Raw genomic sequence first — 25994 nt, 5'->3', positions numbered from 1 at the left:
GTCACGCCCAGCCACCTCGCATCGCGTCGAGATATTGCCTGACCGCGACCAGATCGCCGACGTTGCCGGCGAGCATCCGGTCGAGTGCGCGCTTGCCGCCGAACGGCGCCGCGTCGTTGGGCCGCTTGACCCACGCATCGGCCGCGGCCGGCTGCGGCAGCAGGATCTGCAGCGCCTTGTAGATGCCGAGCAACAGCGAGAGCCGTTCGAGCGTATCGCGCGGCAGCCGCGCCGATTCCGGCGTGGCCTTCCACTTGAAGAACGTCGACCGGCCCGGCGACCCGAGCAGCACGATCTGCTCGTCGATCGTCAGTTCCCAGTCGCGTGCGATGTTGAAAAACGCGCGCAGGCCGGCCGCCGACATCTGCGCGACCGAGGCCTGCGGCGGGGCGGAGTGCGATTCATAGGCGGGCTGTGACATGACCGTTAGTCTCGAAACGAATTTACTAACAAGATTAGTCCATTTCCGTATTTTTGCAAGGGTCGAGACCCGCCGGCCGATTCGCTCATCCGACAAACGATATTTTTTGTCCATTCTGGACTCTGATTTTATTTTCTGCGTTAATGGCCGTGCGGACACTGCGCGCAGACGCGGTTCGTGTCCGTGAAAACCGTGTCGCACAGAACCCGGAAGCACCCCGCCAAGGAACGCACCATGAAGAGACTGATTGCCGCTGTTTCGATCGCCCTGCTCGCGGTATCCGCAGGCCCCGCCGCCGCGAAGGACTGGACCACGATCCGCTTCGGCACCGATGCCAGCTACGCGCCGTTCGAGTCGAAGGCGCCCGACGGCAAGCTCGTCGGCTTCGACATCGACCTCGGCAACGAGATCTGCGCGCGCCTGAAGGCGAAGTGCGTGTGGCTCGAGAACGATTTCGACGGGATGATTCCGGCGCTGAAGGCGAAGAAGTTCGACGCGGTGCTGTCGTCGATGTCGATCACGCCGCAACGCGCGCAGCAGATCGGCTTCACGACGAAGATCTACAACCAGCCGACGCGGCTCGTCGTGAAGAAGGGCTCGCCGCTGCTGCCGACGGCCGAATCGCTGAAGGGCAAATCGATCGGCGTCGAACAGGGCACGACGCAGGAAACGTATGCAAAGGCGTACTGGGGCAAGCAAGGCGCGAACGTCGTGTCGTATCAGAACCAGGACGGCGTGTACGCGGACCTGACCTCGGGCCGCCTCGACGCGGCGCTGCAGGATGAAGTGCAGGCGGCCATCGGGTTCCTGAAATCGCCGCGCGGCGCGAACTACACGTTCGTCGGCCCCGAGCTCGTCGACGAGAAGGTGCTCGGCATCGGCGCCGGCATCGGGCTGCGCAAGGAGGACACCGACCTGAAGGCGAAGATCGACAGCGCCATCCTCGATATGGTCAAGGACGGCACCTACAAGCGGCTCGCGTCGAAGTACTTCGACTTCGACATCTACGGCGGCTGAAACGGCGTCGCGCGCGTACGGGCGCCACTCCCGTCGCGCGCGTCCGACCGCCCTCCCCTCACCACCGGACGGCACCGGCGTCACGCCGTTTGCCGTCGCATCGTATGCTTCATCCGTCGCACACGTGGCACGACGCTTCGCACTTCATTCGGATTGCAGATTGATCGTTCACGGGGACGATGCGTCGCGTGAACGGATATCGTGCGGCTTCGGTCAGTACGCGAAGACCGGGCGTCGAGGTACCGGCGCCCGTGTGCACATGCCCTTGCGAATCGGGTTCGCGTGCAGGAAAGTGCCGACCCGGCGTGGATGACCGGCAATCAGCCGGATCCGCCTCGCACCGGGCGCGGAAAGATGGCCTGTCGATGCATGCCGGCCGGCTGCAAGAACGACGTTCGACCGGCGATGCTCCGAATCACTGCGATCGCGGCCTGCCGGCCGCGGCGTGTGGCGATCGATCATTTTTCTTCCCCGTTTCAATCTGATGGTTGTTCCGGCAACCGGACGAGACCGGCGCCCCGACGATCAGGCGACGACACTCCGTGCTCGCCGGAACGCAGCTGTCGTGCCGCGCTCCGCCGCCGCATCCCCGCGGACCGTGTCCTGGCCGGTACTGACAGGGTTCGCTGCCGAACCGGACGGACCGTGCATCGTCGACTTTCGCAAGCCCACTGTCGCAAGGAGCGGGCCAGCGTCGCGCGAGCCCGTCCGGACAAGGGGTTGACCGGGCAGCGTGGTGGCCGGAACGGGTGCCGATGGCGGGAAGTTACGAAACTGAAACACGCGGCGCGCGGCATGCGCTGGCCGCGTCGCGGCCCTGCCTTGCCGAATAAGGCTGAACAATGCAGCGCGACATTCTTACCGACGGGGAACCGGCCGTTCCCGTCGATTTGCCGCGCAAATTTGCGGGGCGGCCGAAGCGAAATGTTTCATGCGCGTTACATGGCGCAGGCGGCACGGGAGCCGCAGGTTGTCCGCGCCTCCATCGGCCGGCGGCATCGCTATACTGCGAAACCGGTGCGCGTCATGTCTGCGTCGGCGCCCTTCGCCGGCACATGACGCACCCCACGACACCGCTCCACGCGCCGCCCCATCAGCCGAACGACCGCACCCGATGATCCGCACCCTCTATACCGCCGAACGCGCCAGGCTGATTCGCTTCGGGGTGTCGGGCGTCGGTTCGACCGCGCTGCATGCGCTGATCGCGGCCGCGATGTTCGCGCTGTTCGACGCGACGCCGGTGAGCGCGAACGCGGTCGCGTTCGCGTGCTCGACCGCGTTCTCGTATCTCGCCAACACGCTGTGGAGTTTTTCGTCGCCGGTGACGTGGGGCAACTTCGTGCGCTTTCTCGCCGTCGCGATGGCCGGCCTCGGCATGACGATGCTGCTGGCGCACGGCACCGAGACGCTCGGCCTCGCCCGCGCGTGGAGCATCGTCGCGGTCGTGCTGTGCGTGCCGCCGGTCACGTTCGTGCTGCACCGGCTCTGGACCTATCGCTGACCCGGCTCACGCGTCACGCGTGCGCCGCTCAGCCGACCCGCTGATGCCCCGCGTCGCCGGACGGCGCGCCGTCGTGCCCGCCGTTGTCGCCGTTCCCGCCGTTGTTGTCGTGATCGTTCAAGCCGTGCTCGATCATCATCCGGTAGAGCGTCACGCGTGAAATGCCGAGTTCGGCCGCGGCCTTGTTGATGCGGTGATCGTTGCGCAGCAGCGCATTCTCGATCGCGGTGCGCTCGGCGAGCGCACGCGCCTGTTCGAGGGTCACGGGTTCGGTTTCGCCCGGCGCCTCGAGCCCGAGATCGTGCGGCGTCAGCAGCCGGCTCTCGGCCATCACGATCGCACGCCGCACGCGGTTGATCAGCTCGCGCACGTTGCCCGGCCATTCGTAGCGGCGCATCGCATCGAGCGCGGCCGACGTGAAGCCGCTGATCTTGCGGCCGCTGTCGGACTTGAATTTCTGCAGCACGTAGTGCGCGAGGATGTCGATATCCTTGCCGCGCGCGCGCAGCGGCGGCTCGTGGATGCGCAGCACGCACAGGCGGTGATACAGGTCCGCGCGGAAGCGCCCGGCCTCGACCGCGCCGTCGAGATCGACATGGGTGGCCGAGATGATCCGTACGTCGACCGGAATCGATTCCTGCCCGCCGAGCCGCTCGATCTTCCCTTCCTGCAGGAAGCGCAGCAGGCTCGCCTGGCTTTCGACCGGCATGTCGCCGATTTCGTCGAGAAACAACGTGCCGCCGTTCGCCGATTCGATCCGGCCCGCGCGCCGCTGGTTCGCGCCGGTGAACGCGCCGCGCTCGTAGCCGAACAGTTCCGATTGCAGCAGATGATGCGGAATCGCGCCGCAATTGATCGCGACGAACGGCCCCTTGCCTCGGCCGGAACGCTCGTGAATCGCGAGCGCCGTCAGCTCCTTGCCGGTGCCCGACTCGCCCGAGATGAACACGCTCGCGTCGGTCTTCGCGACCTTGCGGATCGTGCTGAACAACTGCTGCATCGCCTCGCAGTTGCCGATCATCCCGTGTTCGCCGATCGACGCCGCATAGGCCGCGCCATCGACGCGATCGAGCGCGGCCATCCCGCGCGCATGGCCGAGCACGTGCGAAATCCATTCGTAGGGCAACGGGAGTGTCACGTAATCGAAGCAATAGCTGCGGATCAGTTCACGCACCGCGGGGCTGATCGTGACACCGGCCTGCGCGATGGAAATCCAGCCGATCGACGGCTGGCTCAGGCACGCCTTCAGCGCGGGATAGTCGCGCGACGTGAACCCGCTGAAATCGACCAGACCGGCGGCGACGCTCACGCCGGAGGTCATGTTCTGCGCGGCGCCGGCCGTCTTTGCGACGGTGATTTCCCAGCCGAGCCCGCGCAGTTGCGCAAGCAACGGCTCATCGGGCGAGCGCATGATCACGAACAGCTTGCGTCCGTCCTCGGGCGCGGTGACGGACACATGCGACATCTCGGGCACCGCATGCCCGTTTGCGTCAGGTGACCTAGCAACCATCGTTGTTCCCCGCTTGGCGTTGGTATCGCGCCGGCTCGCCGTCACACGCGACGGACCTTGGTCGAACCGACATATTGGCCGCATTTCCGTCCGAATAAAATCCCCCCGTGCAGGAATCGCGCGTGAGGTGGACATTGTCATGAACGGTATATCGATGCGGCCGGCCCGCGGCTAGATGGGTGTTATCCCGGTGGCGTGCGCGGCGGCCCCCCTGAACGGGGGGCTGCGCGGCGCGCAAAGCCGCGCCGGTGCTGGCGCATGGCGCTCCCGGGCGATGCCGCGCAAGCGGGATCGGCTCGCCGGCGCGTGCGTGCACAACCGGTCGACGGGCCCGCGGGACAGCAGTGCCGCCGGTTCGAATTGATTTAGGTCAATCGTCAGAGGAAGGCGGCTGATGCACGAACGCAACATGCGCGGCCCGATGCCGCGCATGCCGGTACAGCGGTGGTCCCGGCGGCGGTCTCAGCGGCGGTCTCAGCGGCCCGATGCGAGCGGCGCCGGCGCGTTCGCGCGGCCGCGGCCGGCCGGCGTGCCGCCGTGTTCGCCGTAGGTGGCGGCGAGCGCGTCGACCCGCGCGAGATGGTGATGATTGTCGTGATCCCACGGATGGAAGCCCGGCCGGAAGAAGCTCAGCCATTCGCCGGCGATGCGCGGGAACAGCCCGCGACGCGGCCCGTACAGGAACGCGATCATCCGCAGCATGCCGCGCACGTGATGGCCGGCGCCACGATCGCGCCACAGCAGCGTCGCATGCATCAGGAACACGGTCGGCCAGAACGTCAGCGTCGTCAGCAGATACACGCCAATGCGGATCAGGTAACGGCGCAGCCCCGGCTCCATCGCGGCATTCCATACGTCGAACGACACGGCCTTGTGCTCGGTTTCCTCGAGCGCATGCCAGATCCACATCTGGCGGTAGCCCTCGACCGAACCTTCGAGACGCGTCGGGTCGCGCAGCAGCCAGTCGGCGAGCATCGCCGTGTAGTGCTCCGCCGCGACCGTATGCGCAAGTTGCACCGAATGCGGCAGCTTGCGCTTCATGTAGCCGAGCACCGTCCAGACGCGCTTGTCGAGCTTGCGCGCGGGCAGGCGGTTCGCCTGCATCAGCTCGTTGTACTCGATGTGCTCGCGCGTGTGCATCGCCTCCTGGCCGATGAAGCCGAGCACCTGCTGCTTCAGCACGGGATCGTCGATCCGGTCGCGATAGTTGCGCACGGAATCCATGAAGAAACGCTCGCCGGCCGGAAACAGCAGCGACAGCGCGTTGAAGAAATGGGTCACGTGCGACCCGAGGCCATGCCAGTCCTTCGCGCGTTCGACCGGCAGGTCGAAACGCAGGTCGCGGCGCACCGGCATGATCCCGGCTGCGGTGGCGGAAGCGGCTGACTTCATGTTCATCGTTCTCCTGGTTCCGGAGCGGCCCGGCGCGTCGTCCGACACAGCCGGCGCAGGCCCGGGCGGCGCGTCACGCACCGCCAAAATCTTGACATCGACAGCTGTAAAGATAGGCCGCCCGCAGCGGCGCGCGCAAGCCGCGCGGTAGATGCGCGCTTCCAAACAGGGCACGGTCGGAAAGGTGGAAGAAGCGGCGCTCGAACAGCGTCCGGGCCGGGCGGGATTCGAACGCGCGCGGTGGCTCGCGAGCGACATGCGCCGCTTCGTGCCGTGTGATGCCGATGGTCCGAAAGCCCCGCGTGGCGGGCGTTTCGCGGAATCGGGCGAAGCCGCGCGGCAAGCGGCCGAGCGCCCCGGTAGCACCGATTCATACACGCGTCGCACTCGCGCGGTGCAACCGCGGTCGCGGGGCGCGTGAAAAATTCAAACGCGCGTTCCATTTGCGTTTCGGACCATCGCTGCCACGGCAGCACGGCGCCGCCCGCGACACGCGTGCGACCGGCCGACAGCCACGCGCGGCGGCCCGCTGCGCGCTCGCCTACAATAGCGGTTTTACCCATCCTTTTTCAGGAGAAGTCATGTCTGTCATCACGACCGAATCGGGCCTCAAATACGAAGACCTGACCGAAGGCACCGGCGACGTAGCGCAAGCCGGCCAGACCGTCAGCGTCCACTACACGGGCTGGCTGACCGACGGTCAGAAATTCGACTCGAGCAAGGATCGCAACGACCCGTTCGCGTTCGTGCTCGGTGGCGGCATGGTCATCAAGGGCTGGGACGAAGGCGTGCAGGGCATGAAAGTCGGCGGCGTGCGTCGCCTGACGATCCCGCCGCAACTCGGCTACGGCCCGCGCGGCGCAGGCGGCGTGATTCCGCCGAATGCCACGCTCGTGTTCGAAGTCGAACTGCTCGACATCTGACACAGCACGCGAGCCGCCGCCTGACACCCTGCCTCATGGCACACCTTTCGTCCCCCACCATCGCACTGCAACGCTACGACACGCTCGAAGCGTCGGACGTGCACGACTTTCACCAGATCGTGCTCGGCATCGACGGTGCGATGGTGATGGCGGTGGACGGCGTCAGCCAGCGGCTCGACCGGCACGGCGCGTGGCTGGTTCCGGCCGGCGCGCGCCACGATTACGCGGGCCTGGGCGAGAACCGCCAGCTCGTGCTCAATCTTCCCCTCGCCTCGCTCGCGGTGCCGCAGCGGCTGTTCGACAGCGCGCGCGCCGTGGCGATCGATCCGGCACTGACGTCGCTGGTCGCGCAGATCGCGGCCGCCGCCGCGCAACTCGAAGCCCCCGCCGACGACGCGCGGCAAGCGGCCGCGCACCGTTTCCAGTGGCAGGCCGCCGCGCGGCTGTGCGGCGCGCTGCTCGACGAACGCGCCATCGCCGCGCCCGCCTCGGGCCTCGATTTCGCGCGCATCGACCGCTGGCTGCGCGCGCGACTCGACGAGCCGCTGCGCATCGCCGATCTCGCCGCGCACTGCGGCTACGGGATGCGCCGCTTTCATCAACTGTTCGTCGACGCGTTCGGCGAAACGCCGCATCGCTACCTGCAGCGGTTGAGGCTCGACGCCGCCGTGATCCTGCTCGCGGACGGCCGGTATCCGCTGGTCGATATCGCCGTGATGGTCGGCTTCGCGGATCAAAGCACGTTCACCCATGCGTTCACGAAGCGCTTCGGCGTGGCGCCGGGACGCTGGCGCGGCGAGCGGCATTGAACGCAGCCGCCGGCCCGCGCTGAGCGCGCACACCTGCACGTAGCGGCACGATTCTTCGATAAATCGCGGTTGCGACGGCCCGGCCGCAGCCTGTTCCGTTCCCGCTTCGCGCCCCCTGCTTCGCATCCTGCGTTTCGACGCTTCACGTTCCGCTGAAACATCGCGTGCCGGCCGCGTCCTACGATTGACGCATGGATACGACCGCCCCCACGCCCGCCTTCCCGTCCGCGCTCGCCCGCGTCGTCGCGACCGTCAGCACCGGTTTCGTCGTGACGCAGCTCGACGTGACGATCGTCAACATCGCGCTCGCGCATCTCGCCGGCGACCTGCACTTGCCGGTCGCCGGACTGCAGTGGGTCGTTGACGCGTACACGCTTGCGTTCGCGGTACTGATGCTGTCGGGCGGCGCGCTCGGCGACCGCTTCGGCGCGCGGCGCCTGTACATCTCCGGCCTCGTGCTGTTCGCACTGGCGTCACTCGCGTGCGGCGCCGCGAGCGCGCCCGCGATGCTGATCGCGGCGCGCGCGATGCAGGGCGTCGGCGCCGCGGCGATGCTGCCCAATTCGCTCGCACTGCTCAACGACGCGTGCCGGCACGACCCGCACCTGCGGGCGCGCGCCGTGGGCTGGTGGACGGCGGCCGGTTCGATTTCGATCGCGGCAGGCCCGGTGGTCGGCGGCGTGCTGATCGCGGCGTGGGGCTGGCGCGGCATCTTCCTCGTGAACCTGCCGCTGTGTGCGGCCGGGCTGGCGGCGGCGTTCGCATGGATCCCCGCGCGTGGTACGGCGGCGCCGGCCGCAGCGTCCCGTTCCATCCGCGCACTCGACCTGCGCGGCCAGTTCATCGCGATCGCAATGCTGGCCGCACTGACCGGCGCCGTGATCGAATGGCGGCCGCTCGGCTTCACGCATCCGGTCGTCGCCGGCGGCTTCGTGCTGGCCGCCCTCGCCGCGCTCGCGTTCGTCGCCGTGGAAGCGCGCACGGCCACGCCGATGCTGCCGCTCTCGCTGTTCCGCCATCGCACCTTCAGCGCGGCCGTGCTGTTCGGGATCTGCGTGAACCTCACGTACTACGGCACCGTGTTCGTGCTCGCGCTGTACCTGCAGCGCGCACGCGGCGAATCGGCGCTGCAGGCGGGCCTTGCGTTCCTGCCGCTGACCGGCGGCTTCCTGCTGTCGAACCTCGCCAGCGGGCGCGTCGTGGCGCGTCACGGCCCGCGTGTGCCGATGCTGGCGGGTGCGCTCGTCGCCGCGCTCGGCTACGGGTCGCTGCATTTCATCGACGCGTCGACACCGCTGGCAGTCCTGCTCGTGCCATTCCTGCTGATTCCGACCGGCATGGGCTTCGCGGTGCCGGCGATGACGACCGCCGTGCTCGCGTCGGTCGCACCCGAACGGGCCGGCATCGCATCGGCCGTGCTGAATACCGCGAGGCAGGCCGGCGGCGCGATGGGCGTGGCTGCGTTCGGCGCGCTCGCCGGCGGCGGCGGCGCGGCGCAGGTCGTGAGCGGATTGCGGATCGAAACGGCCGTGTCGGTCGCGCTGCTCGTCACCGCCGCGCTGCTCGCGACGCGGGTGCGGCCCGATGCGCATCGCGGCGCGTCGTCCACGCGTCAGGCCGTGGCGGCGGCCGATTGAACCACGCGTGCGGTCACGCGTCGCCGACCTTCCTCACGACCGTCTCCGCCGCCTTCAAAGGCCGGCCGTCGTCATGCCGCAGCGCGAGCTTGCGGACCGCGCGCCCCGTGCTGCGGTCGACCAGCACCGAATGCGGCTCGCCGCGAGCAAACAGGTTCGCCTCGCCCCACTGCCTCAGCATCACGATCACCGGAAACAGCCCTTCGCCCTTTTTGGTCAGCGCGTATTCCTGATACGCGGTGCCGTCGGATGCCGGCACGACGTCGAACACGCCGGCGTCCACCAGCATCTTCAGCCGGTCGGACAGGATGTTGCTCGCGACACCGAGGCTCGCGCGGAAATCGCCGAACCGGCGCACGCCGTCGAACGCATCGCGCACGATCAGCAACGCCCAGCGATCGCCGACGATATCGGTCGCCCGCGCCACCGGGCACGGCGAATCCGCAAGACTTTTCTGCCTGGCCATGTTCCTCTCCGCAATCTTGCCGGCCGCCTCCGCGGCGGCGCCGGCCATCCGTGCGCGAACATCTCGCCCGCCGCACAACAGGTTGCATTTTAAAACTACTTTTCCTACACTCCACACCAGTTTCAATTTGCAACTACATTGCGCGAGGAAACCCATGGAGTCTTCCTGTCATTCCGGCACCGTCGCGTCGAACGTGCCGACACATGCCGCGCATCCGGCCGACGGCGGCCGCCTGTCCGCGGCGCGCGTCGCGTCGCTGGCCGTCTGCTGCGCGGCCAGTGTCGCGAACGTCTACTACGCGCAGCCGCTGCTCGATTCGATCGCGCGGGATTTCGGCGTGTCGCAGGCGGCCGTCGGCGGCGTGATCACGGCGACGCAGCTCGGCTGTGCACTCGCGCTGCTGTTCGTCGTGCCGCTCGGCGACCTGCTGAACCGCAAGCGCCTGATCACCGTGCAGCTTCTGCTGCTGACGGCGGCCTGCATCGGTGTCGCCGCGTCGTCGACGCGTATCGCGCTGCTGGCCGGGATGGTCGCGGCGGGGCTGCTCGGGACCGCGATGACGCAAGGGCTGATCGCGTGCTCCGCGGCGCTCGCGGGCGCCGGCGAACGCGGGCGCGTGGTGGGCGCCGCACAGGGCGGCGTCGTGGTCGGGTTGCTGGCCGCGCGCTCGCTGGCGGGCGTCGTCACCGACATCGCGGGCTGGCGGGCCGTCTACCTGGTGTCGGGCGCGCTCGCGATCGCGATGCTCGTCGTGCTGTCGCGGCTGCTGCCGGACGAGAACGGCCCGCACGAGCGCATCGGCTACGCGGCGCTGCTGCGATCGATGGTGTCGCTGCTGCGCGATGAACGCGTGCTGCGCGTGCGTGGCGCGATCGCGCTGCTGATGTTCGCGGCGTTCAGCATCTTCTGGAGCGCGCTGGTGCTGCCGCTGAGCGCACCGCCGCACGCGATGTCGCATACGCAGATCGGCGCGTTCGGGCTCGTCGGCGCACTGGGTGCGGCGGCGGCCGCCCGCGCGGGCCGGCTCGCGGACCGCGGGCGCGGCGAAGCGACGACCGGTGTCGCGCTCGCGCTGCTTGCGTGCTCATGGCTGCCGCTCGCGTTCGGCGATACGTCGATTGCATGGTTGATCGTCGGCATCGTGCTGCTCAATGTCGGCGGGCAGGCCGTCCACGTCGTCAACCAGAGCATGATTCTCGGCGCGCGGCCCGATGCGCATGCGCGCCTCGTCGGCTGCTACATGCTGTTCTATTCGGCCGGCAGCGGGCTCGGCGCGATTGCGTCGACGATGATGTATGCGCGCGCCGGATGGACGGGCGTCTGCGTGCTCGGCGCGGTCGTGAGCGTGGCCGCGCTCGGCGTGTGGGCCGCCACGCTCAGGCGCGCATGACACGTGCCGGTGCCGCGTATCGGAGGGAGAAGAAGGCAGGCCCGCCCTCTGCGGGCGGTCGGCACGCGAACCGGCCCTGCACGCACGCGCCGCCGGTTCGGCTTTCGGTTCGGCACGCAGGTAGCGCGCCGCGCCGCACTCAACCTGCCGCCTGGATCGCCTCTTCGTACACGCCGGCAACACGCCGCGCGATCACAGCGTTATCGAAATGATCCCGTGCATAGCGCTTGCACGCCGCTTCGTCGGGCAGCCTGATCGCCCCCGACAGCGCGGCGCCGAGCCCTTCCGCGATCGCGTCCGCGCCCGTGGACGGCAGCACGAGATCGTTGGACAGCCCGGCCACCGCCTCCGGCAACCCGCCGACCGGCGTGACCAGCACGGGCGTGCCGGACGCGAGCGATTCGACGGTGATCAGCCCGAAGCCTTCGAGCGCGACCGTCGGCACGACGCTGACCGTCGCCGCGCGGTACAGCGCCGCGAGATGGTTGTCGGGCACGAAGCCGAGCAGCTTCACGTTATCCTGGAGCCCCGCCGCATCGATGCGCTGCTGCAGTTCCTCGCCGATCTTGCCCTTGCCGGCGATCAGCAGCAGCACGTCCGGGTGACGGTGCTTGAGGAGACCGATCGCATCGATCAGGTCCTCCAGCCCCATGCGCCGCACGAGCCGGCGCACGGCCAGCACGATCGGCCGGTCCTGCGGCAACTGCAGCTTGTGCCGCGCCTCGGCCGGCGTGAGCGGCGTATCGAACTGCGCGGTATCGACGCAGCCCGGAATCACGCGCACGCGTGACGGATCGATCCCGTAGCGGTTCGTCAGGATCTGGCCGAACGCCTGCGACAGCACGATCAACCGCGACGAACGCGTATAGACGGCCTGTTCGAGATAGCGCTTCGCGCGCTGGCCGAGCGACGCAGCGCCCTCGACCTGGCTTTCGTCGGCCCACGGCCCCTGGAAATGCGACACCTGCGGAATCCCGCGCGTGACGTCGAGACCCGGGAACGTGTACAGCGCGAAGTGCGACGAGATCACGTCCGGCCGCTCGCTGCGGATCTCCTCGCGCAACGCGCGGCGCGCGGCGAGCATCCGGCGTGCAAGCGACTCCGATGCGGGGCCGAAGCCCTGGATCGCACCGTCGGTGTCGTCGGCGACTTTCGGCGAGCCGGCGACGAGCCCGCGCACCTCGACGCCCGCGCCCGGCAGCGCGCCGACGAGCGAGTAGTACATCCGGTCGAGGCCGCCCGCACGTTCGGGGAACCAGTGCATGCCGATTTGCAACGATTTGATCGGCCGGGAAGATTGGGACATCACGTTTGCTCCTGCGTGACTGCATGCTCGGCCCGCTCGAATGCGGACGGCTGCGTGGGTTGGCCGATGCGCCGGTAGAGCGCGACATACTGGGCGCCCATGTGCGCCCAGCCGAAACGGGTCATCAGTTCGCGGGCGGCGTCACCCATCGCGCGACAGGTGTCGCGCGACGCCGCGAGCGAGCCGATCGCCTGCGCGAGCGCCGCCGGATCGTCCGGATCCTCCAGCACGATCCCGCATTCGCGCGTGATGATTTCCGCACCGCCCGCCGTGCGCGCGGTGACGACCGGCAACCCGGCCGCCATCGCCTCGAGCAGCGACAGGCTCATCGCTTCGTAGCGCGACGGGAACACGTACGCGTCGACCGAGCGCATCAGCGTCGGCATGTTCTTCACGAGACCGAGGAAATGCACGCGCGAATCGATGCCGAGCGCACGCGCCTCGTCCGGATACGGGCTGCCGGGCAAGTAGCCCGCCACCGCCAGGTGCACGTTCGCCGGCAGCTTCGTCAGCGCCTTCAGCACGGTGCCGAGGTTCTTGCGCGGCGTGCGCAGGTCGCCGACGAACAGCAGCAGGAATGCATCGTCCGGCAGCTTGAACGCCGCGCGGTCGGCCTGTGCCCCCGCGAACGCGCCGGCGTCGACACCGTTGTAGATCACGCTGATCTTGCGGCTGTCGATGCCGAGCCCGGCGATCTCGTCGGCCACCTTCTGCGACACGGCCGTGATCGCGCGCGAACGCCGGTACGCCCAGCGCTCGAGCGTGGTGTTCACGCGCGTATAGACGTACTGGTAGGCCGACCACAGCCCCTTCGTCGGCCCGAACGGATAGTACGGACTCTTGAACCAGCCGCCGTGCACGAAGTGCGCGGTATTCACGTCGGCCTTGATCCACGAAATGAAGCCGTTCACGTGCAGCACGTCGTATTCGCTGCGGTGCGCGCGTAGCCAGGCCGCGCTCTTCAGCGCGAACACCTGCTGCTTGACGAGATTCGACGGCCAGAAGCCGCCGACCTTCACGGGCACCCAGCGCACGCGCGGGTCGGCCAGCAGCTCGGGCGCGACATGCGACGCGACCAGCGTGACCTCGTAGTTCTCGGCCAGCGCCGCGCGCGCGATTTCGTAATTGACGCGGCCCTGCCCGTCGTTATGTCGCACGACGTGTGTGACGATCGCGATTCTCAATGGTCGCCTCCCCGTAAACGCGCGGCGGCCAGCAGGCGTTGTGCCTTTTGCCAGTGCGCCGCGGAAAGAATCGAAAAAATGGCTGTGAACATCAGCAGGCCGCCCGTGCCGATCAGCGAGTTCGTGAACACGAGCATCGCGAAGGTCGACAGGCACAGGCTCAGGCACGCGCCGACGAACTTGTCCTTGCGCAGCTTGAACGCCGCGCGCAGCGTGCGGCCGAACAGCATCACGACACCCGAGAGGTACAGCAGCGTGCCGGGCCAGCCGAGCACGAACGGCACGTTCATCACGCCGCTGTCGAAGCTGCCGTACTTGCCGAGCTCGCCGCTGTCGCTCGACAGCTTCGTGGATGCACCCGTCGCGCCCATCCCTTCGCCGGCGACGTCGGTGAACGCCGTCTGCGCGAAGGTGGCGTAGAACTTGTTGCGGTCGTCGTAGCTGCGGTCGTCCTTCAGGTTCGTGATCGACTGCAGACGCGCGCCGAGACGGTCGGCCACCGGCCCGACGGTCAGCAGCGGCACGCACAGGCCGACCAGCACGACGCCGCTGATCAGGATCCGCATCCGCACGCGGTTGTTCGACTGCGCGAGCTGGATCGCGAGCGCGATCACCCAGCCGCCCCACGTCGAGCGCACGAGACACAGCGCGAACGACACGAAACCAGCTGCCCCGGCGAACCAGCGGATCTTCTGCGGCGCGGCGAGCACGAACACCAGCGCGCCCATCATCGCGAACGCGAACGGCCCGGACGAGTTCATCGTGCTGAACACGCGCACGCCGTACGGCACCGGCTCGCCCTGCGAGCCCATGTCGGAACCGATCATCCACAGCACGTCCCACTGCGGCATCACGAAGTACTGCACGATGCCGTACAGGCCCATCACGAGCATGCCCCACATGAACGTGGACAGCAGCACGTCGCGGTACTCGGGGTAGTCGCGCGCGTTGACCATGATGTGAAAGCCGATCAGCACCGGATACACCCAGTTCGCGAGGTCGTAGGTCGCGGCCATCACGCCGCTCGACACGATCCCGACGAGGTACGCATACGTGAGCCCGAACAGCATCAGCAGGATCGGGATCCCGCGCCGCTGCGCGAGCACGCGGTAATGCCGGATCAGCCCGAGGCCGGCGATCATCGTCACCGCGAGCGGCGCGACCTGGATCAGGCTCGTCGGCGTGAACGCGCCCTTCGACCAGTCGGCGAGACGCCGCACTTCCGGGCTCAGGAACCACACCCACCACATGAAGCCGACGTAGCGCGCCGGGCTCTTGAAATACAGCCAGATGCCGACCGCGATGGCCAGCACCGGAAACGCGAGCGTCAGCACCTTGCCCTGGTGAATGGCGATCAACGCGGCCGTGAACGTCCACAGTCCGGCCTGCCCGACCCAGTGCTTCGGCTCGGGAAGCCAGTTGCGTTTGCGCGACGGTGCGCGTTCGGCGGCAATCGTACTCATCGATCCGCTCTCACCGCGACGACGGGCGCGAATCCGCGAGCGGCATCGCCAGGCCCGCGGCAGCCGGCGTGCGGCGCCGGCGCAGCATGTCGCGCGTGATCCGCACGTGCTGCTCGGCGAACGCCTGCGTGGTCAGGTCGCGATCCCGCAGGCACGCGGCGGCGGCCTGCGCGCATGCAAGCGCCGCGACCGGATCGGCCGCGAAGCGATCGGCGGCCTGGCGCATCGCCTGCGCGTCGAACGCAGGCACATAAGCGGCCGTATCGTGCGGGAAGTAGTCGCTGAGCCCGCCGACATCCGACACGATCATCGGCTTGCCGACGGCGGCCGCCTCGAGCATCACCGTGATGCCCGACGCATGGAAGTTCGGCCGCAGCGGCACGACGATCACGTCGGCCCACGCGTACAGCTCATGCTGTTTCGCGAGCCCCGATGCCGAGCCGATCTTCACATTCGGCGCATGCCACTCGCGCGGCACGCGGCGGCGCGTCGCGAGCCGCACGTCGTAGCGCTCGTCACCGCCGAACGCGGCGAGGAACGTGCGCCAGTCGCGGTCGCGGTCGTTGCCGATCGCCGCGATCCGCAGCGGCCGGTTCGGTTGCCATTGCCGCGGCTCGGTGATCGGGAAATCCTGCGTGTTCAGCCCGTAGTAGACGAACTCGGCATCGCGGCCGAGATAGCGGCGGCACAGCTCGGCGTTGTCGCGGGCCAGCGTGGTCAGCGCGTCGGCGCGCGCGATCAGCTTGCGGTACAGCCAGCGGCGCGGGCCACCGAAGCTGTTCCACTTGTCGAACAGCCATACGCTCTGCGCGAGCAGCAGCGGGCGCTTGCCCTGCTCGCCGGCCAGCTTCAGGATCAGCGAAGCGGCCAGATGCTCCTGTTCCGTGTGCGTCCAGATCACGTCGGTGTTCAGCAGCGCGGCGCGGTTGCGCCACGCATGCACGACGTCGAAGCCGAGCGCCGCCTTCAGCGCGCGGCGCGCGAGGCTGGCGACGCGGCTCTCGCCGCCGTCCTGCGAATAGGTCAGCCGGAATTCGTCGGATTCTGCATGGTGATAGCCGTACAGACAGCCGATGTTCTCGCCTTTCCGGTAGGTACGCGGATCGGCGCCGTAAAACAGGTGAACGTGGACGTTGGTTGCAGCTTTCGTTGCAGTCATGCGAGCCCTCCGTGGGTGGCCGCGCGCGAGGCGCGCAAGCCGTTCAAGACGTCACCGGCGGCATCGCCGCACGATGGGGGGCAAGGTTCGCGCGGCGGGCGTCGCGCGCACCGCGGCGCACCGCGCGCCAGTGCTCGCGGATCCGCTCGCGCTGCGCCGTATGCAGCGACAGCAGCACGTGCGCGAGGCCCGGGTAGACGCGCGTGCCGACCAGCGTCCACCACCACCACGCGATCTCGCGCCGGACCGGCGGCAGATGCTCGCGCAGGATCAGGTGCATGTTGTACGCGCCGTTGCTGATCGCATTCAGCGACGCGGCATCGCGCCGATCGTCGTCGAAGCGCTCGGCCGGGAAATGATCGACCGCGATCGCCGGGTCGTAGACGAGCTTCCAGCCGTCGCGCTGCACGCGCATGCTGAAACCCATGTCGTTGTGCACCTGCGCGCCGGCGCCGCGCAGCCGCGTGTCGAAGCGCAGCCGCTCGATCGCGGCGCGGCGGTAGCTCATGTTCGCGCCTTTCAGCATGTCGACTTCGCGCAGGCCGCCCACGCCGAGATGATGGTTGCCGACGATCTTGCCGGACAGCGTGAGCTGGCCGACGCGTTCGCGCGATTCGTCGAGCACGCGGCCCTTCTCGTGCACCCAGTCGCGCCCGCCGACCGCGCCCACGCGCGGATCGGCTTCGAACACCGACTCGACGCGCGCGAGCCAGTCGGGATGCGGCGCCGCGTCGTCGTCGGTGATCGCGACGATGTCGCCGTTCGCCGAGTCGAGCCCCTTGTTCAGCGCGGCGACCTGGCCCGGCACGTCGACCGGCACGATGCGCAGCGGCAGCGCGCCGCCGACCGCCGGATCGGCGAGCCGTTCGTGCGTGGCGTCATCCTCCGGGCGCGCGACGACGATCACCTCGTCGGGCAGCCGATGCTGCCGCTGCAGCGCCAGCAGGCAGCGCGCGAGGTCGGCAGGACGCCGAAAAGTCGGAACGAGCACGGAAATTTTCATCGTTGATTCTCCTGTCGGCCGGGCGGGCAACACGCGCTGCCCGTCTGGTTACGTGCGATGCGGATCAGGCGCTCAGGTATTCATGCACGGCCGCATAGCCGCGGCCGTAGCCGCGCGCCTTCGGCGGCACGCCGTTGAAGATCCCGCCTTCCAGGTCGACGCCGGCGGTGCGCAGGCGCTTGATCGCGTCGGCGATCTCGCCTTCGGTATGCATGCCCGAGCGCAGCACGAGGAACGTCGAGCCGGCCATGCGGCCGATGATGGTCGCGTCGGTCACCGCCAGCACCGGCGGCGAATCGATCAGCACGACGTCGTAGCGCTTGCCGAGCCCTTCGAGGTATTGCGGCAGGCGCGTCGACATCAGCAGCTCCGACGGGTTCGGCGGGCGCGTGCCGGCCGAGATGAACGACAGGCCCTGCACCGGCGTCTCGCGCACGGCATCCTCGAGCGCCGACTGGTCGCTCAGCAGCTCGGACAGGCCCGGCTGCGACGTGAGGCCGAAGTAGCGGTCGAGCAGGCCGCGACGCATGTCGGCGTCGATCAGCAGCACACGCTTGCCAGAATGCGCGAGCAGCACCGCGAGGTTGACCGTCAGGAAGCTCTTGCCGATGCCCGGCGTCGGGCCCGTCAGCACGATCACGCGGTTCTTCGCATCCATCATCGCGAACTGCATCGCGGTGCGCAGGCTGCGCAGGCTCTCGACGCTGAGATCCTTCGGACGCAGGCTCGCGAGGATCGGCCGGGTACGGCTGCCGCTCTTCTCGGCCTGCGCGTCGAGCTTCACCTGCTCGGCGCTTTGCGGCACCAGCCCGTACAGCGGCAGGTTGAACGCGCGCTCGATGCGGTCGGGATCCTCGATGCCCTGGAACATGTTGCGGCGCAGGAACACGATGCCGGTGCCGAGAATCAGCCCGAGGAACACGGCGGCCGACAGGATCAGCACCTTCTTCGGCTTGACCGGATCGCCCGGACGCAGCGCCGAATCGACGAGGTGGATGTTGCCGCCCGTGCCGGCCTTCTGCACCGACAGCTCCTGCACGCGGTTCAGCAGCAGCACATAGATGTCCTCGGCAACCTTCGCGTCGCGCTGCAGCTGGACGGCCTTCACTTCGGTGGCCGGCAGGCTGCGGAAGCGGTTGCTGAACTTGTCCTTCTCGCCCTGCAGCTCCGCGAGCTGCTGCTTCGCGGCGATCACCATCGGATGCGAATCGGTGAAACGCTGCGCGAGCGACGCGAGCTGCAGGCGCTGCGCGGCGATCTGCTGCTCGTACTGCACGCTGCCCTCGAGGTAGACCTTCGCCTCGTCGCTCGCGTTGATCGAGCCCGACGTGCGCTGGTACTGCGTCAGCGCGGCTTCCGCGCGTTCGAGGTCGGCCTTCAGGCGCGGCTCCTCGCCCTTCAGGAAGTCGAGCATCTTGGTCGCTTCGGCCTGCTTCGCGACCACGTGCTGGTTCAGGTACGACTGCGCGAGCGCGTTCGCGATCGCGGCGGTCTGGTCCGGGTCCTTGCCTTCGAGCGAGATCTGCACGACGCCCGTCTGCTTGCCCTGCTCGGTCACCTGGATGCCGGTCTGGAAGCCGCTGATCGCGTCGAGATCGTTGTAGCGGACCACCGTGAACTGCGTGCCGGGGCGCGCGACGAGCTTCGACACGAGCAGCGTCACGCCGCCGCCCTGCGCCGCTTCGCCGACCTGGCCCGACAGCAGCCGCATGCCGTTCTGGTCGACGACCGAATAGGTCCCGTTCGGGCCGGCCGTCAGCGTCAGCTTCTTGCCCTCGAGCGCGGGCACGACGCTGATCGAATCGACGTCGGCCACTTCACCGCCCCATGCGTACGACTTCAGGCCGAGCCACGGCTTCGCCGGTACACCGGGCGTCGCGATGCGCGCGGCGACGCCGCCGATCACCGGCAGCGTCTTCGGCACGACCGAGAAATTCAGCTTGAACTGCTCGACCACCGGCGCGACCACGCCGCGGCTCTTGATGATCTCGATTTCCGCGTCGGTCGGCGCCTGCTGCGGGCCGCTGTTGATCATCGCGCCCGTCTGCGTCTGCGTGAGCGCCTGCGACGTGTTGTCGTTGCCCTCGACCCGCACGTGCACGTCGGCCTGGTAGACCGGCTTCGCGATGTAGCAGTAGAGGCCGGCGAGCGCGACGACCGTGACCGCGATGCCGAGCAGCAGCCAGATGTCGTCCATGATCACCTGGAGCAACTGGCCGAGGACGACGTCCTCTTCCTCGGTTTTCGCGGACAGATCCGCGTAGGAGTGTTTCGCTTGCGTGTTCACCATTCGTTCCCGCTTGAGTGGTGCCGGGGGGCGGGCGCCGCCCCGGCGGGCTATCAGCGCGTGATTTGCCGCATGTAGAAGATCGTCTGGATCGTCGGCAGCACCTGCTGCAGCACACGGTTGAACTGCACCGAGCTGGCCGTGCTGACGTAGACGACGTCGAGCGGTTGAAGCGGGAAGCGGCTCGACAGCATCAGCGCATCCGGCTGCGTCATGTCGAGGCGGAACACTTCAGGCTTCGTCGGGTTGTCGCGCATCCCGCGCATCACGTAGATCTTGCGCGGGTTCGCATCGGTGTCGAGGATGCCGCCGCCCGCGGTCAGCGCGTCGGCGATGCTCAGGCGGCCCTTGAGCATCGGCACCGTGACCGGCGTCTTGACCTCGCCCATGATGAACACGCGGCTGTCGCTGCGGTCCGGCACGTTGATGATGTCGCCCGGCTGCAGCATCACGTTCTGCTTCACCTCGCCGCGATCGAGCACGCCGTTCGCGTCGAGCGTGTAGAGCTTGCCGTCGCGCGTCAGGCGCACGCGCTGCAGGTCGGCCTCGTTGGTCGAGCCGCCCGAGCGCGAGATCGCGTCGACGAGCGTCAGCGGCACGTCGCTCACCGCGAGCGGGCCCGGCTGCTTCACCTCGCCCGTCACCTGTACCTTCTGGCTGCGGAACGACAGCACGCGTACGTCGAGCTGCGGATTCTTCACGTAGCGCGACAGCGTGGTGGCCATCTGCTCGCGGATCTGCGCGACCGTCTTGCCGGCCACCTTGATGCGGCCGACGAACGGGAAGAAGATCGTGCCGTCGGCGGCGACCGTCTGGCCGTACGGATCGGCCTGGCCCGGCAGCGCGGTCGTATACGGCTGCTGCAGCGCACCCGCGACCGTCTGCGTCGTGTTGCCGCCGCTCGAGAACGACTGGCCCTGCGGCGTCGTCAGCTCGGGGTGGTCCCACACGGTGACGCCGAGGATGTCCTGCGGGCCGACGCGATACACGTACTCCGACGGATCGGTGTAACGTCCGGGCGGCAGCGGATGGTCGACCTGCGCCTTCTGCAGCTGGTCCATCACCACTTTGGCGTCGATGTAATGAACTGGATAGGTTTCGGCCGCTTGCTGCCGGCCTTCGTCCTTCAGGTTCGACGAGTCGAGGTAGTTGCCGGGCGCGGTTGCACAGGCTGACAGGAAAGTCGTCAGCGCGACGGCAAGCGCCACCGGGCGCATCGGGCGTTTCAGCATAGTTTCTGTAGCCATCCTTGAACCAGACGTTCGATCAGTGAGTAGCTCTCGCGGTAATCGGCCTCGGGGCCGCCGTGCGGATCGGCAATCTCGGCCCCTTCCCACTTGCCGAGCAGGTGGACCTTGCCGCGCGCGAACGGATCGACCTTTTCGACGGCCGCAATCTGTCCGCGCTCGCTGACGAGAATCAGGTCGGCGTCGCGCACGATCCGGCGCGACAGCCGCCGCGAGCGGTGGGTCGTCGCATCGACGCCCCGCTCGGCGAGCAGCTGACGCATCACCGGATCGATGCCGTCGCCGTCGTTCGCATGCACGCCCGCCGAGTGGAACGTCGGGCGCGGGCCGCCGCGCGACGCGGCATGCGACTTGAACAGCAGTTCCGCCGCCGGGCTGCGGCAGACGTTCGCGTGGCAGACGATCAGGATGTTCCGGAACATGGCGTCTCGTAACGAGTGACGGGAAACGGGTTACGCGCTCGCGGGCGCGGTGCCCGGCACGCGGGCGGCGACGGCCTGGCGCGAGCCCGGCCGGCCGATCGGGTGGTATTCGATGCCCTGCTCGCTCATCGTCTCCGGCTCGTACAGGTTGCGGCCGTCGAAGATCACGGGCGTCTTCCACAGACGGCCGAGCGCGATGAAATCGGGGCTCTTGAAGATCTTCCATTCGGTGACGATCACGAGCGCGTCGGCATCGCGCGCGGCCTGCGCCTCGTCGTCGACGAAGGAGAGACGCTCGAGCCAGCTCGGGTGATCGGCGAGATCGAGCGCGATCACGCGGCGCGCTTCCTCCTGCGCGACCGGGTCGTACGCGGCGATGCGCGCCCCGCGCGACAGCAGTTCGGCGATCAGCTCGCGGCTCGGCGCTTCGCGCATGTCGTCGGTATTCGGCTTGAACGCGAGGCCCCAGATGGCGAACGTGCGTCCGCTCAGATCTTCACCGAAGCGCGCGACGATCTTCTCGGCGAGCACGCGCTTTTGCGTGGCGTTGACCGACGACACCGCCTTCAGGATCTGCAGTGCCTGCCCGTGCTCGTCGGCCGTGCGGATCAGCGCTTCGACATCCTTCGGGAAGCACGAGCCGCCGTAACCGCAGCCGGCGTACAGGAAGTGATAGCCGATGCGCGGATCGGAGCCGATCCCGCGGCGCACGGCCTCGATGTCCGCGCCGAAGCGGTCGGCGAGGTTCGCCAGCTCGTTCATGAACGAGATGCGGGTCGCGAGCATCGCGTTCGCCGCGTATTTCGTGAACTCGGCCGAGCGCACGTCCATGTACAGCGTGCGTTCGTGGTTGCGGTTGAACGGCGCGTAGAGCTTCTTCATCAGCTCGCGGGCGCGCTCGCCCGGCACGTCGTCGTCGCAGCCGATCACGATGCGGTCCGGCCGCGTGAAATCGTCCACCGCCGCGCCTTCCTTCAGGAATTCCGGATTCGACACGACCGAGAACATCTGGTCGCCGCCGCGCTTCGCGAGCTCTTCCGCCACCGCTGCGCGCACGCGCTCGGCCGTGCCGACCGGCACCGTCGACTTGTCGACGATCACCTTGAAGCCCGTCATGTAGCGGCCGATGTTGCGCGCTGCCGCCAGCACGTATTGCAGGTCGGCCGAACCGTCCTCGTCGGGCGGCGTGCCGACCGCGATGAACTGCACGTCGCCGTGCGCGACCGCGGCCTCGATATCGGTCGAGAAGCGCAGGCGGCCCGCCGAGCGGTTGCGCGCGATCACTTCCTTGAGGCCCGGCTCGTGGATCGGCACGCCGCCGTTGTTCAGGATGTCGATCTTTGCCTGGTCGACGTCGAGACAGAACACGTCGTGCCCGATGTCGGCGAGACACGCGCCGGTGACAAGACCTACGTAACCGCTGCCGATGATAGTCAGATTCATGATGTGTCGGACCTCTTGACCAATGTTTCGAAATTCGTAAAACCGGAATGCCTGCGTGGCGCGATCTCGGTGCTCAGTACGCGTTGCTGCCGGTGAAGCCTTTCCAGAGCGTCAGCACGACGATCTTGATGTCGAGCCAGAACGACCAGTTCTGCATGTAGTACAGATCGAGCTTCACGCGTCCCATCATCTTCTCGATCTGGTCGGTCTCGCCGCGAAAGCCGTTGATCTGCGCCCACCCGGTGATGCCCGGCTTGATCCGGTAGCGGAACATGTAGCCCTTGACCAGATCCTTGTAGATGTCGTCGTGGGCGAGCGCATGCGGGCGCGGGCCGACGACCGACATCTCGCCCTTCAGCACGTTGATGAACTGCGGCAGCTCGTCGAGGCTCGTGCGGCGCAGGAACCGGCCGACCGGCGTCACGCGCGAATCGTTCTTCTTCGCCTGCGTGACCTGCCCCGCCACTTCCTCGTGCACCTTCATCGAGCGGAACTTGTAGATCTCGAACTCGTGCCCGTCGATGCCCTTGCGCTTCTGGCGGAAGAACACCGGCCCGCGCGACGTCAGCTTGATCAGGCACGCGATCACCAACATCACCGGCGCCAAACCCGTGAGCGCCACCAGCGCGAACGCCCGGTCGAACACGAACTTCGGCAGGATCCGCACGTCGGTGATCGGCGACGCCGCGAGGTTGATCGCCGGCACGCCGAGCACCTCGACCACTTCCTGGTTGAAGAACGACAGCGTGCGCACGTCCGGAATGAAGCGGATATTCACGAAGTCGTGGCGGAACACCGTCACGATCTGGTGAATCCGGCGCTCTTCCGTGATCGGCAGCGTGAGCCACAGCTCGCTGATCGCGCGGCTGCGCACCAGCCATACCAGCGATTCGAACTGCCGCTCGATGCGCACGTCGTCGAGCGCGACTTCGCCCGGCGCTTCGCTTTCGTCGTACACGCACACCGGGTTGAAACCGGCTTCCGGCCGCGCCCGCATCTGGGCGATCAGCCGCCGCGCCGCCGGCGTCCCGCCGACGATCGCGACCGCCTTCAGGTTGTAGCCGCCGCGGCGCAGTTGCCGCAGCACGACGTGCACGCAGGCCTTCGAGCCGGCGAGCAGCGCCATCGTCACGAGCGCCCAGTAACCCAGCCACAGCCGCGACAGTTCGCCCGACTGATGAAAGCTGAAGCTCAGCAGGATGCCCGCCAGCTCGACCACCAGCCACGCGAATGCGACCCGCCCCACCAGCCCGACGAGACGCTTGCCGCGCCACGACTGGTAAATGCCGAACGCGGGAAAGCACACGACGACGAGCAGGCAATCGAACAGCATCATCGTGCGCTGCAGGTCGTTGAGCCAGATGCTGCCACCGTGCAGCGCGGCGGCGAGCAGCGCCCCCGTCACGACCATCGCGATATCGATGACTCTCGCCAGCACGCTCAACATGTCTGCTTCCTCTTTGAACAGGCGTTTGCCGAACAGCTCCTTGCGCGACCCGTGCCGCGCATTCGATTCAAACGTTGCATGACGCTATTGAAGCGGTAAGAAATTGTCGCCTCAAGCGTACAAGTATTTCGAAAAATAATCGGAAATTATTGCCGCGATGTTTTTGAATTAATTCGGCATGTTTTCCCGAAATTCCCGAGAATCGGGAATATTTCGGAAGCTTTACGATTTCCGCTCACCCTTTGCTGGCGGTCAAGACAGGCCTATTTACCGATTTATTTTTTATTTTTTTATTTGCATCGGATGCTGGCGCGGAAAATTCTTCCCGACGAATGCGTGGCGAATATCCGGCAATGGATCCAGTTTTATTGTCGATTTACTTCATGCTACAACGACAGGCACTGACTTCAACCGTGGAGAGTGTCCTCATGAATGCTCCGGCCGTGGCTGCCGAAACGCGCCATTCTTCTTCCACCGCGCCCGCCGCCGGCACGCGTGTCGCCGTGCAACCGGTGATTCTCGCCGGCGGGTCCGGCACGCGCCTGTGGCCGATGTCCCGCGAACGTTTTCCGAAACAGCTGATTGGCCTGCTCGGCGAACATTCGCTGCTGCAGTCGACCGCGCTGCGCCTCGACGGCCTCGCGGCCGACCATCCGCTGAACGACGACGTGCTGATCGTATGCGGCGAGGATCACCGCTTCACCACCGCCGAGCAGCTGCGCCTGACCGGCAAATCGGCGTCGATCATGCTCGAGCCGATCGGCCGCGACACCGCGCCCGCGCTGACGCTCGCCGCGTTTCGACTGGTCGCCGGCGGCAACGACGCGGTGATGACCGTGATGCCGGCCGACCATGCGGTCGCCGACCTGCCGCGCTTCCACGCGGCCGTCGCGGCCGGCGTGCATTGCGCGATGCAAGGCAAGATCGCGACGATGGGCATCGTGCCGAAGCACGCGGAAACCGGCTTCGGCTACATCCGTGTCGGCGCGCCGCTCGGCGACGCCGCCACGGGCAAACTCGACGTGCGCCGCCTCGACCGCTTCGTCGAGAAGCCGCATCTCGAACTCGCTCAGCAGTACGTCGCATCGGGCGAATACTGGTGGAACAGCGGCATCTTCATCGTTCGCGCGTCGGTCTGGCTGAAGGCGATCCGCGAGCTCGAACCGGCAATCTACGCGGCCTGCGAACAGGCCGTCGCCCAGGGCAAGGCCGATGGCGATTTCTTCCGCATCGATCGCGAAGCGTTCGCCGCGTCGCCGTCGAACTCGATCGACTACGCGGTGATGGAGCCGCTCGCGAGCCTGCCGCAACTGTGCGAGAGCGTCGTCGTGCCGCTCGACGCGGGCTGGTCGGACGTCGGCTCGTGGGACGCGATCTGGCAGATCTCGCCGAAGGACGAGGCCGAAAACGTCGGCCGCGGCCACGTGCTGTTCGAAGGCGCGGAATCGACGTTCGCGCATTCGGAAAGCCGGCTCGTCGCCTGCGTGGGCACGCAGAACCTCGTCGTCGTCGAAACGCCGGACGCCGTGCTCGTCGCGGACAAGTCGCGCGTGCAGGACGTGAAGAAAATCGTCGGGCGCATCAAGGCGCAACGCGGCGCGGAAGCAACCGATCACCGCAAGGTGCATCGCCCGTGGGGCCACTACGACTCGGTCGACATGGGCGAGCGCTTCCAGGTGAAACGCATCGTCGTGAAGCCCGGCGCGCAACTGTCGCTGCAGATGCACCACCATCGCGCCGAACACTGGATCGTCGTCTGCGGCACCGCGCGCATCACGCGCGGCGACGAAACGTTCCTGCTGTCCGAAAACGAATCGACGTACATCCCGCTCGGCGTGTCGCACCGCCTGGAGAACCCGGGCAAGATGCCGCTCGAGCTGATCGAAGTGCAGTCGGGCGCGTATCTCGGCGAGGACGACATCGTCCGCTTCGACGATACCTACGGCCGGCAGTAACGCACGTGCACA

General features: G+C 67.6%; 21 protein-coding genes. 7 read left to right on the top strand and 14 right to left on the bottom strand.

The features are described 5' to 3' along the window. Position 1: 1 nt before the first annotated feature. Positions 2 to 421: an MbcA/ParS/Xre antitoxin family protein gene (locus tag FFS49_RS25270; RefSeq protein WP_011355846.1), complete on the bottom strand. Its 420-nt coding sequence runs from the start codon at positions 419 to 421 to the stop codon at positions 2 to 4. Positions 422 to 655: 234 nt separating this feature from the next. On the opposite strand from FFS49_RS25270, the gene FFS49_RS25260 reads away from it, so the two are divergent. Together FFS49_RS25260 and FFS49_RS25245 are read left to right on the top strand one after the other, a co-directional pair. Further along, entirely contained in the window at positions 656 to 1438 is a 783-nt protein-coding gene (locus tag FFS49_RS25260) for an ABC transporter substrate-binding protein (RefSeq protein ID WP_039360511.1), read from the top strand. 1114 nt (positions 1439 to 2552) lie between these two features. Further along, positions 2553 to 2939 carry a GtrA family protein gene (locus FFS49_RS25245; RefSeq protein ID WP_069251058.1) on the top strand — a complete coding sequence of 129 codons (387 nt, stop codon included), beginning with the start codon at positions 2553 to 2555 and terminating at the stop codon, positions 2937 to 2939. Positions 2940 to 2967: 28 nt separating this feature from the next. Here FFS49_RS25245 and FFS49_RS25240 read toward each other — a convergent pair whose 3' ends face one another. Both FFS49_RS25240 and FFS49_RS25235 read right to left on the bottom strand, forming a co-directional pair. Beyond that, on the bottom strand, positions 2968 to 4449 hold the full coding sequence (locus tag FFS49_RS25240; RefSeq protein WP_046196675.1) for a sigma-54 dependent transcriptional regulator: 1482 nt from the start codon (positions 4447 to 4449) through the stop codon (positions 2968 to 2970). A 474-nt stretch (positions 4450 to 4923) separates the two neighbouring features. Beyond that, the gene (locus FFS49_RS25235) at positions 4924 to 5841 is read right to left on the bottom strand and encodes a metal-dependent hydrolase (RefSeq protein WP_046550020.1); all 918 of its coding nucleotides are present in this window, start codon (positions 5839 to 5841) and stop codon (positions 4924 to 4926) included. Positions 5842 to 6422: 581 nt separating this feature from the next. On the opposite strand from FFS49_RS25235, the gene FFS49_RS25230 reads away from it, so the two are divergent. The 3 genes from FFS49_RS25230 (at position 6423) to FFS49_RS25220 (ending at position 9210) form a co-directional block, all read left to right on the top strand. Next, positions 6423 to 6764 carry an FKBP-type peptidyl-prolyl cis-trans isomerase gene (locus FFS49_RS25230; protein ID WP_011355854.1) on the top strand — a complete coding sequence of 114 codons (342 nt, stop codon included), beginning with the start codon at positions 6423 to 6425 and terminating at the stop codon, positions 6762 to 6764. A gap of 35 nt (positions 6765 to 6799) precedes the next feature. Next, positions 6800 to 7573 carry an AraC family transcriptional regulator gene (locus FFS49_RS25225; protein WP_105818924.1) on the top strand — a complete coding sequence of 258 codons (774 nt, stop codon included), beginning with the start codon at positions 6800 to 6802 and terminating at the stop codon, positions 7571 to 7573. Positions 7574 to 7764: 191 nt separating this feature from the next. Further along, positions 7765 to 9210: an MFS transporter gene (locus tag FFS49_RS25220; protein WP_105818925.1), complete on the top strand. Its 1446-nt coding sequence runs from the start codon at positions 7765 to 7767 to the stop codon at positions 9208 to 9210. A 13-nt stretch (positions 9211 to 9223) separates the two neighbouring features. On the opposite strand, the gene FFS49_RS25215 is transcribed toward FFS49_RS25220, so the two are convergent. Beyond that, a complete protein-coding gene (locus tag FFS49_RS25215) occupies positions 9224 to 9676 on the bottom strand; it encodes a helix-turn-helix domain-containing protein (RefSeq protein ID WP_171026832.1) in 453 nt (150 codons plus the stop codon). A gap of 154 nt (positions 9677 to 9830) precedes the next feature. On the opposite strand from FFS49_RS25215, the gene FFS49_RS25210 reads away from it, so the two are divergent. Further along, positions 9831 to 11066, top strand: coding sequence for an MFS transporter (locus FFS49_RS25210; protein WP_105818927.1), 1236 nt, complete (start codon positions 9831 to 9833; stop codon positions 11064 to 11066). A 139-nt stretch (positions 11067 to 11205) separates the two neighbouring features. Here the strand turns inward: FFS49_RS25210 and FFS49_RS25205 are convergent, their stop codons facing one another. From FFS49_RS25205 to FFS49_RS25160, 10 genes are all read right to left on the bottom strand, one after another. Next, on the bottom strand, positions 11206 to 12372 hold the full coding sequence (locus FFS49_RS25205) for a glycosyltransferase family 4 protein (RefSeq protein ID WP_039345266.1): 1167 nt from the start codon (positions 12370 to 12372) through the stop codon (positions 11206 to 11208). Further along, positions 12372 to 13556 carry a glycosyltransferase family 4 protein gene (locus FFS49_RS25200; protein WP_105818928.1) on the bottom strand — a complete coding sequence of 395 codons (1185 nt, stop codon included), beginning with the start codon at positions 13554 to 13556 and terminating at the stop codon, positions 12372 to 12374. The genes FFS49_RS25205 and FFS49_RS25200 overlap by 1 nt, the downstream gene beginning before the upstream one ends. After that, positions 13553 to 15019 (bottom strand): glucose-6-phosphate isomerase, encoded by a 1467-nt coding sequence (locus FFS49_RS25195; RefSeq protein WP_039345272.1) that lies wholly within the window; start codon positions 15017 to 15019, stop codon positions 13553 to 13555. The genes FFS49_RS25200 and FFS49_RS25195 overlap by 4 nt, the downstream gene beginning before the upstream one ends. Positions 15020 to 15029: 10 nt before the next feature. Continuing rightward, the gene (locus tag FFS49_RS25190; protein ID WP_105818929.1) at positions 15030 to 16178 is read right to left on the bottom strand and encodes a glycosyltransferase family 4 protein; all 1149 of its coding nucleotides are present in this window, start codon (positions 16176 to 16178) and stop codon (positions 15030 to 15032) included. A 43-nt stretch (positions 16179 to 16221) separates the two neighbouring features. Beyond that, positions 16222 to 17181, bottom strand: a complete 960-nt coding sequence (locus FFS49_RS25185; RefSeq protein WP_039345279.1) for a glycosyltransferase family 2 protein — start codon at positions 17179 to 17181, stop codon at positions 16222 to 16224. 64 nt (positions 17182 to 17245) lie between these two features. Continuing rightward, the gene (locus FFS49_RS25180) at positions 17246 to 19471 is read right to left on the bottom strand and encodes a polysaccharide biosynthesis tyrosine autokinase (RefSeq protein WP_105818930.1); all 2226 of its coding nucleotides are present in this window, start codon (positions 19469 to 19471) and stop codon (positions 17246 to 17248) included. A gap of 50 nt (positions 19472 to 19521) precedes the next feature. After that, positions 19522 to 20700: a polysaccharide biosynthesis/export family protein gene (locus FFS49_RS25175; RefSeq protein WP_039345284.1), complete on the bottom strand. Its 1179-nt coding sequence runs from the start codon at positions 20698 to 20700 to the stop codon at positions 19522 to 19524. Next, the gene (locus FFS49_RS25170) at positions 20694 to 21137 is read right to left on the bottom strand and encodes a low molecular weight protein-tyrosine-phosphatase (RefSeq protein WP_105818931.1); all 444 of its coding nucleotides are present in this window, start codon (positions 21135 to 21137) and stop codon (positions 20694 to 20696) included. The genes FFS49_RS25175 and FFS49_RS25170 overlap by 7 nt, the downstream gene beginning before the upstream one ends. A 30-nt stretch (positions 21138 to 21167) precedes the next feature. Beyond that, complete coding sequence (locus FFS49_RS25165; RefSeq protein WP_105818932.1) at positions 21168 to 22580, bottom strand: UDP-glucose/GDP-mannose dehydrogenase family protein; 1413 nt, start codon at positions 22578 to 22580, stop codon at positions 21168 to 21170. 73 nt (positions 22581 to 22653) lie between these two features. Then, positions 22654 to 24027 carry an undecaprenyl-phosphate glucose phosphotransferase gene (locus tag FFS49_RS25160; RefSeq protein WP_039345293.1) on the bottom strand — a complete coding sequence of 458 codons (1374 nt, stop codon included), beginning with the start codon at positions 24025 to 24027 and terminating at the stop codon, positions 22654 to 22656. 428 nt (positions 24028 to 24455) lie between these two features. On the opposite strand from FFS49_RS25160, the gene FFS49_RS25155 reads away from it, so the two are divergent. Beyond that, complete coding sequence (locus FFS49_RS25155) at positions 24456 to 25982, top strand: mannose-1-phosphate guanylyltransferase/mannose-6-phosphate isomerase (RefSeq protein WP_105818933.1); 1527 nt, start codon at positions 24456 to 24458, stop codon at positions 25980 to 25982. Positions 25983 to 25994: the final 12 nt, after the last annotated feature.

This window comes from Burkholderia sp. 4NA327C6, from assembly GCF_005502655.1.
Taxonomy (GTDB): domain Bacteria; phylum Pseudomonadota; class Gammaproteobacteria; order Burkholderiales; family Burkholderiaceae; genus Burkholderia; species Burkholderia contaminans.
The sequence above is the reverse complement of the archived record's forward strand: the minus strand, read 5'-3'. Positions and strand labels throughout refer to the sequence as shown.

Bases quoted from the DNA above. Each gene is read 5' to 3' on its own strand.
- FFS49_RS25235 (WP_046550020.1), bottom strand. From the start codon at position 5,841: ATGAAGTCAGCCGCTTCCGCCACCGCAGCCGGGATCATGCCGGTGCGC.
- FFS49_RS25245 (WP_069251058.1), top strand. From the start codon at position 2,553: ATGATCCGCACCCTCTATACCGCCGAACGCGCCAGGCTGATTCGCTTC.
- FFS49_RS25270 (WP_011355846.1), bottom strand. From the start codon at position 421: ATGTCACAGCCCGCCTATGAATCGCACTCCGCCCCGCCGCAGGCCTCG.
- FFS49_RS25260 (WP_039360511.1), top strand. From the start codon at position 656: ATGAAGAGACTGATTGCCGCTGTTTCGATCGCCCTGCTCGCGGTATCC.
- FFS49_RS25185 (WP_039345279.1), bottom strand. From the start codon at position 17,181: ATGAAAATTTCCGTGCTCGTTCCGACTTTTCGGCGTCCTGCCGACCTC.
- FFS49_RS25205 (WP_039345266.1), bottom strand. From the start codon at position 12,372: ATGTCCCAATCTTCCCGGCCGATCAAATCGTTGCAAATCGGCATGCAC.
- FFS49_RS25175 (WP_039345284.1), bottom strand. From the start codon at position 20,700: ATGCTGAAACGCCCGATGCGCCCGGTGGCGCTTGCCGTCGCGCTGACG.
- FFS49_RS25180 (WP_105818930.1), bottom strand. From the start codon at position 19,471: ATGGTGAACACGCAAGCGAAACACTCCTACGCGGATCTGTCCGCGAAA.
- FFS49_RS25215 (WP_171026832.1), bottom strand. From the start codon at position 9,676: ATGGCCAGGCAGAAAAGTCTTGCGGATTCGCCGTGCCCGGTGGCGCGG.
- FFS49_RS25170 (WP_105818931.1), bottom strand. From the start codon at position 21,137: ATGTTCCGGAACATCCTGATCGTCTGCCACGCGAACGTCTGCCGCAGC.
- FFS49_RS25225 (WP_105818924.1), top strand. From the start codon at position 6,800: ATGGCACACCTTTCGTCCCCCACCATCGCACTGCAACGCTACGACACG.
- FFS49_RS25155 (WP_105818933.1), top strand. From the start codon at position 24,456: ATGAATGCTCCGGCCGTGGCTGCCGAAACGCGCCATTCTTCTTCCACC.
- FFS49_RS25195 (WP_039345272.1), bottom strand. From the start codon at position 15,019: ATGAGTACGATTGCCGCCGAACGCGCACCGTCGCGCAAACGCAACTGG.
- FFS49_RS25210 (WP_105818927.1), top strand. From the start codon at position 9,831: ATGGAGTCTTCCTGTCATTCCGGCACCGTCGCGTCGAACGTGCCGACA.
- FFS49_RS25160 (WP_039345293.1), bottom strand. From the start codon at position 24,027: ATGTTGAGCGTGCTGGCGAGAGTCATCGATATCGCGATGGTCGTGACG.
- FFS49_RS25190 (WP_105818929.1), bottom strand. From the start codon at position 16,178: ATGACTGCAACGAAAGCTGCAACCAACGTCCACGTTCACCTGTTTTAC.
- FFS49_RS25240 (WP_046196675.1), bottom strand. From the start codon at position 4,449: ATGGTTGCTAGGTCACCTGACGCAAACGGGCATGCGGTGCCCGAGATG.
- FFS49_RS25220 (WP_105818925.1), top strand. From the start codon at position 7,765: ATGGATACGACCGCCCCCACGCCCGCCTTCCCGTCCGCGCTCGCCCGC.
- FFS49_RS25165 (WP_105818932.1), bottom strand. From the start codon at position 22,580: ATGAATCTGACTATCATCGGCAGCGGTTACGTAGGTCTTGTCACCGGC.
- FFS49_RS25230 (WP_011355854.1), top strand. From the start codon at position 6,423: ATGTCTGTCATCACGACCGAATCGGGCCTCAAATACGAAGACCTGACC.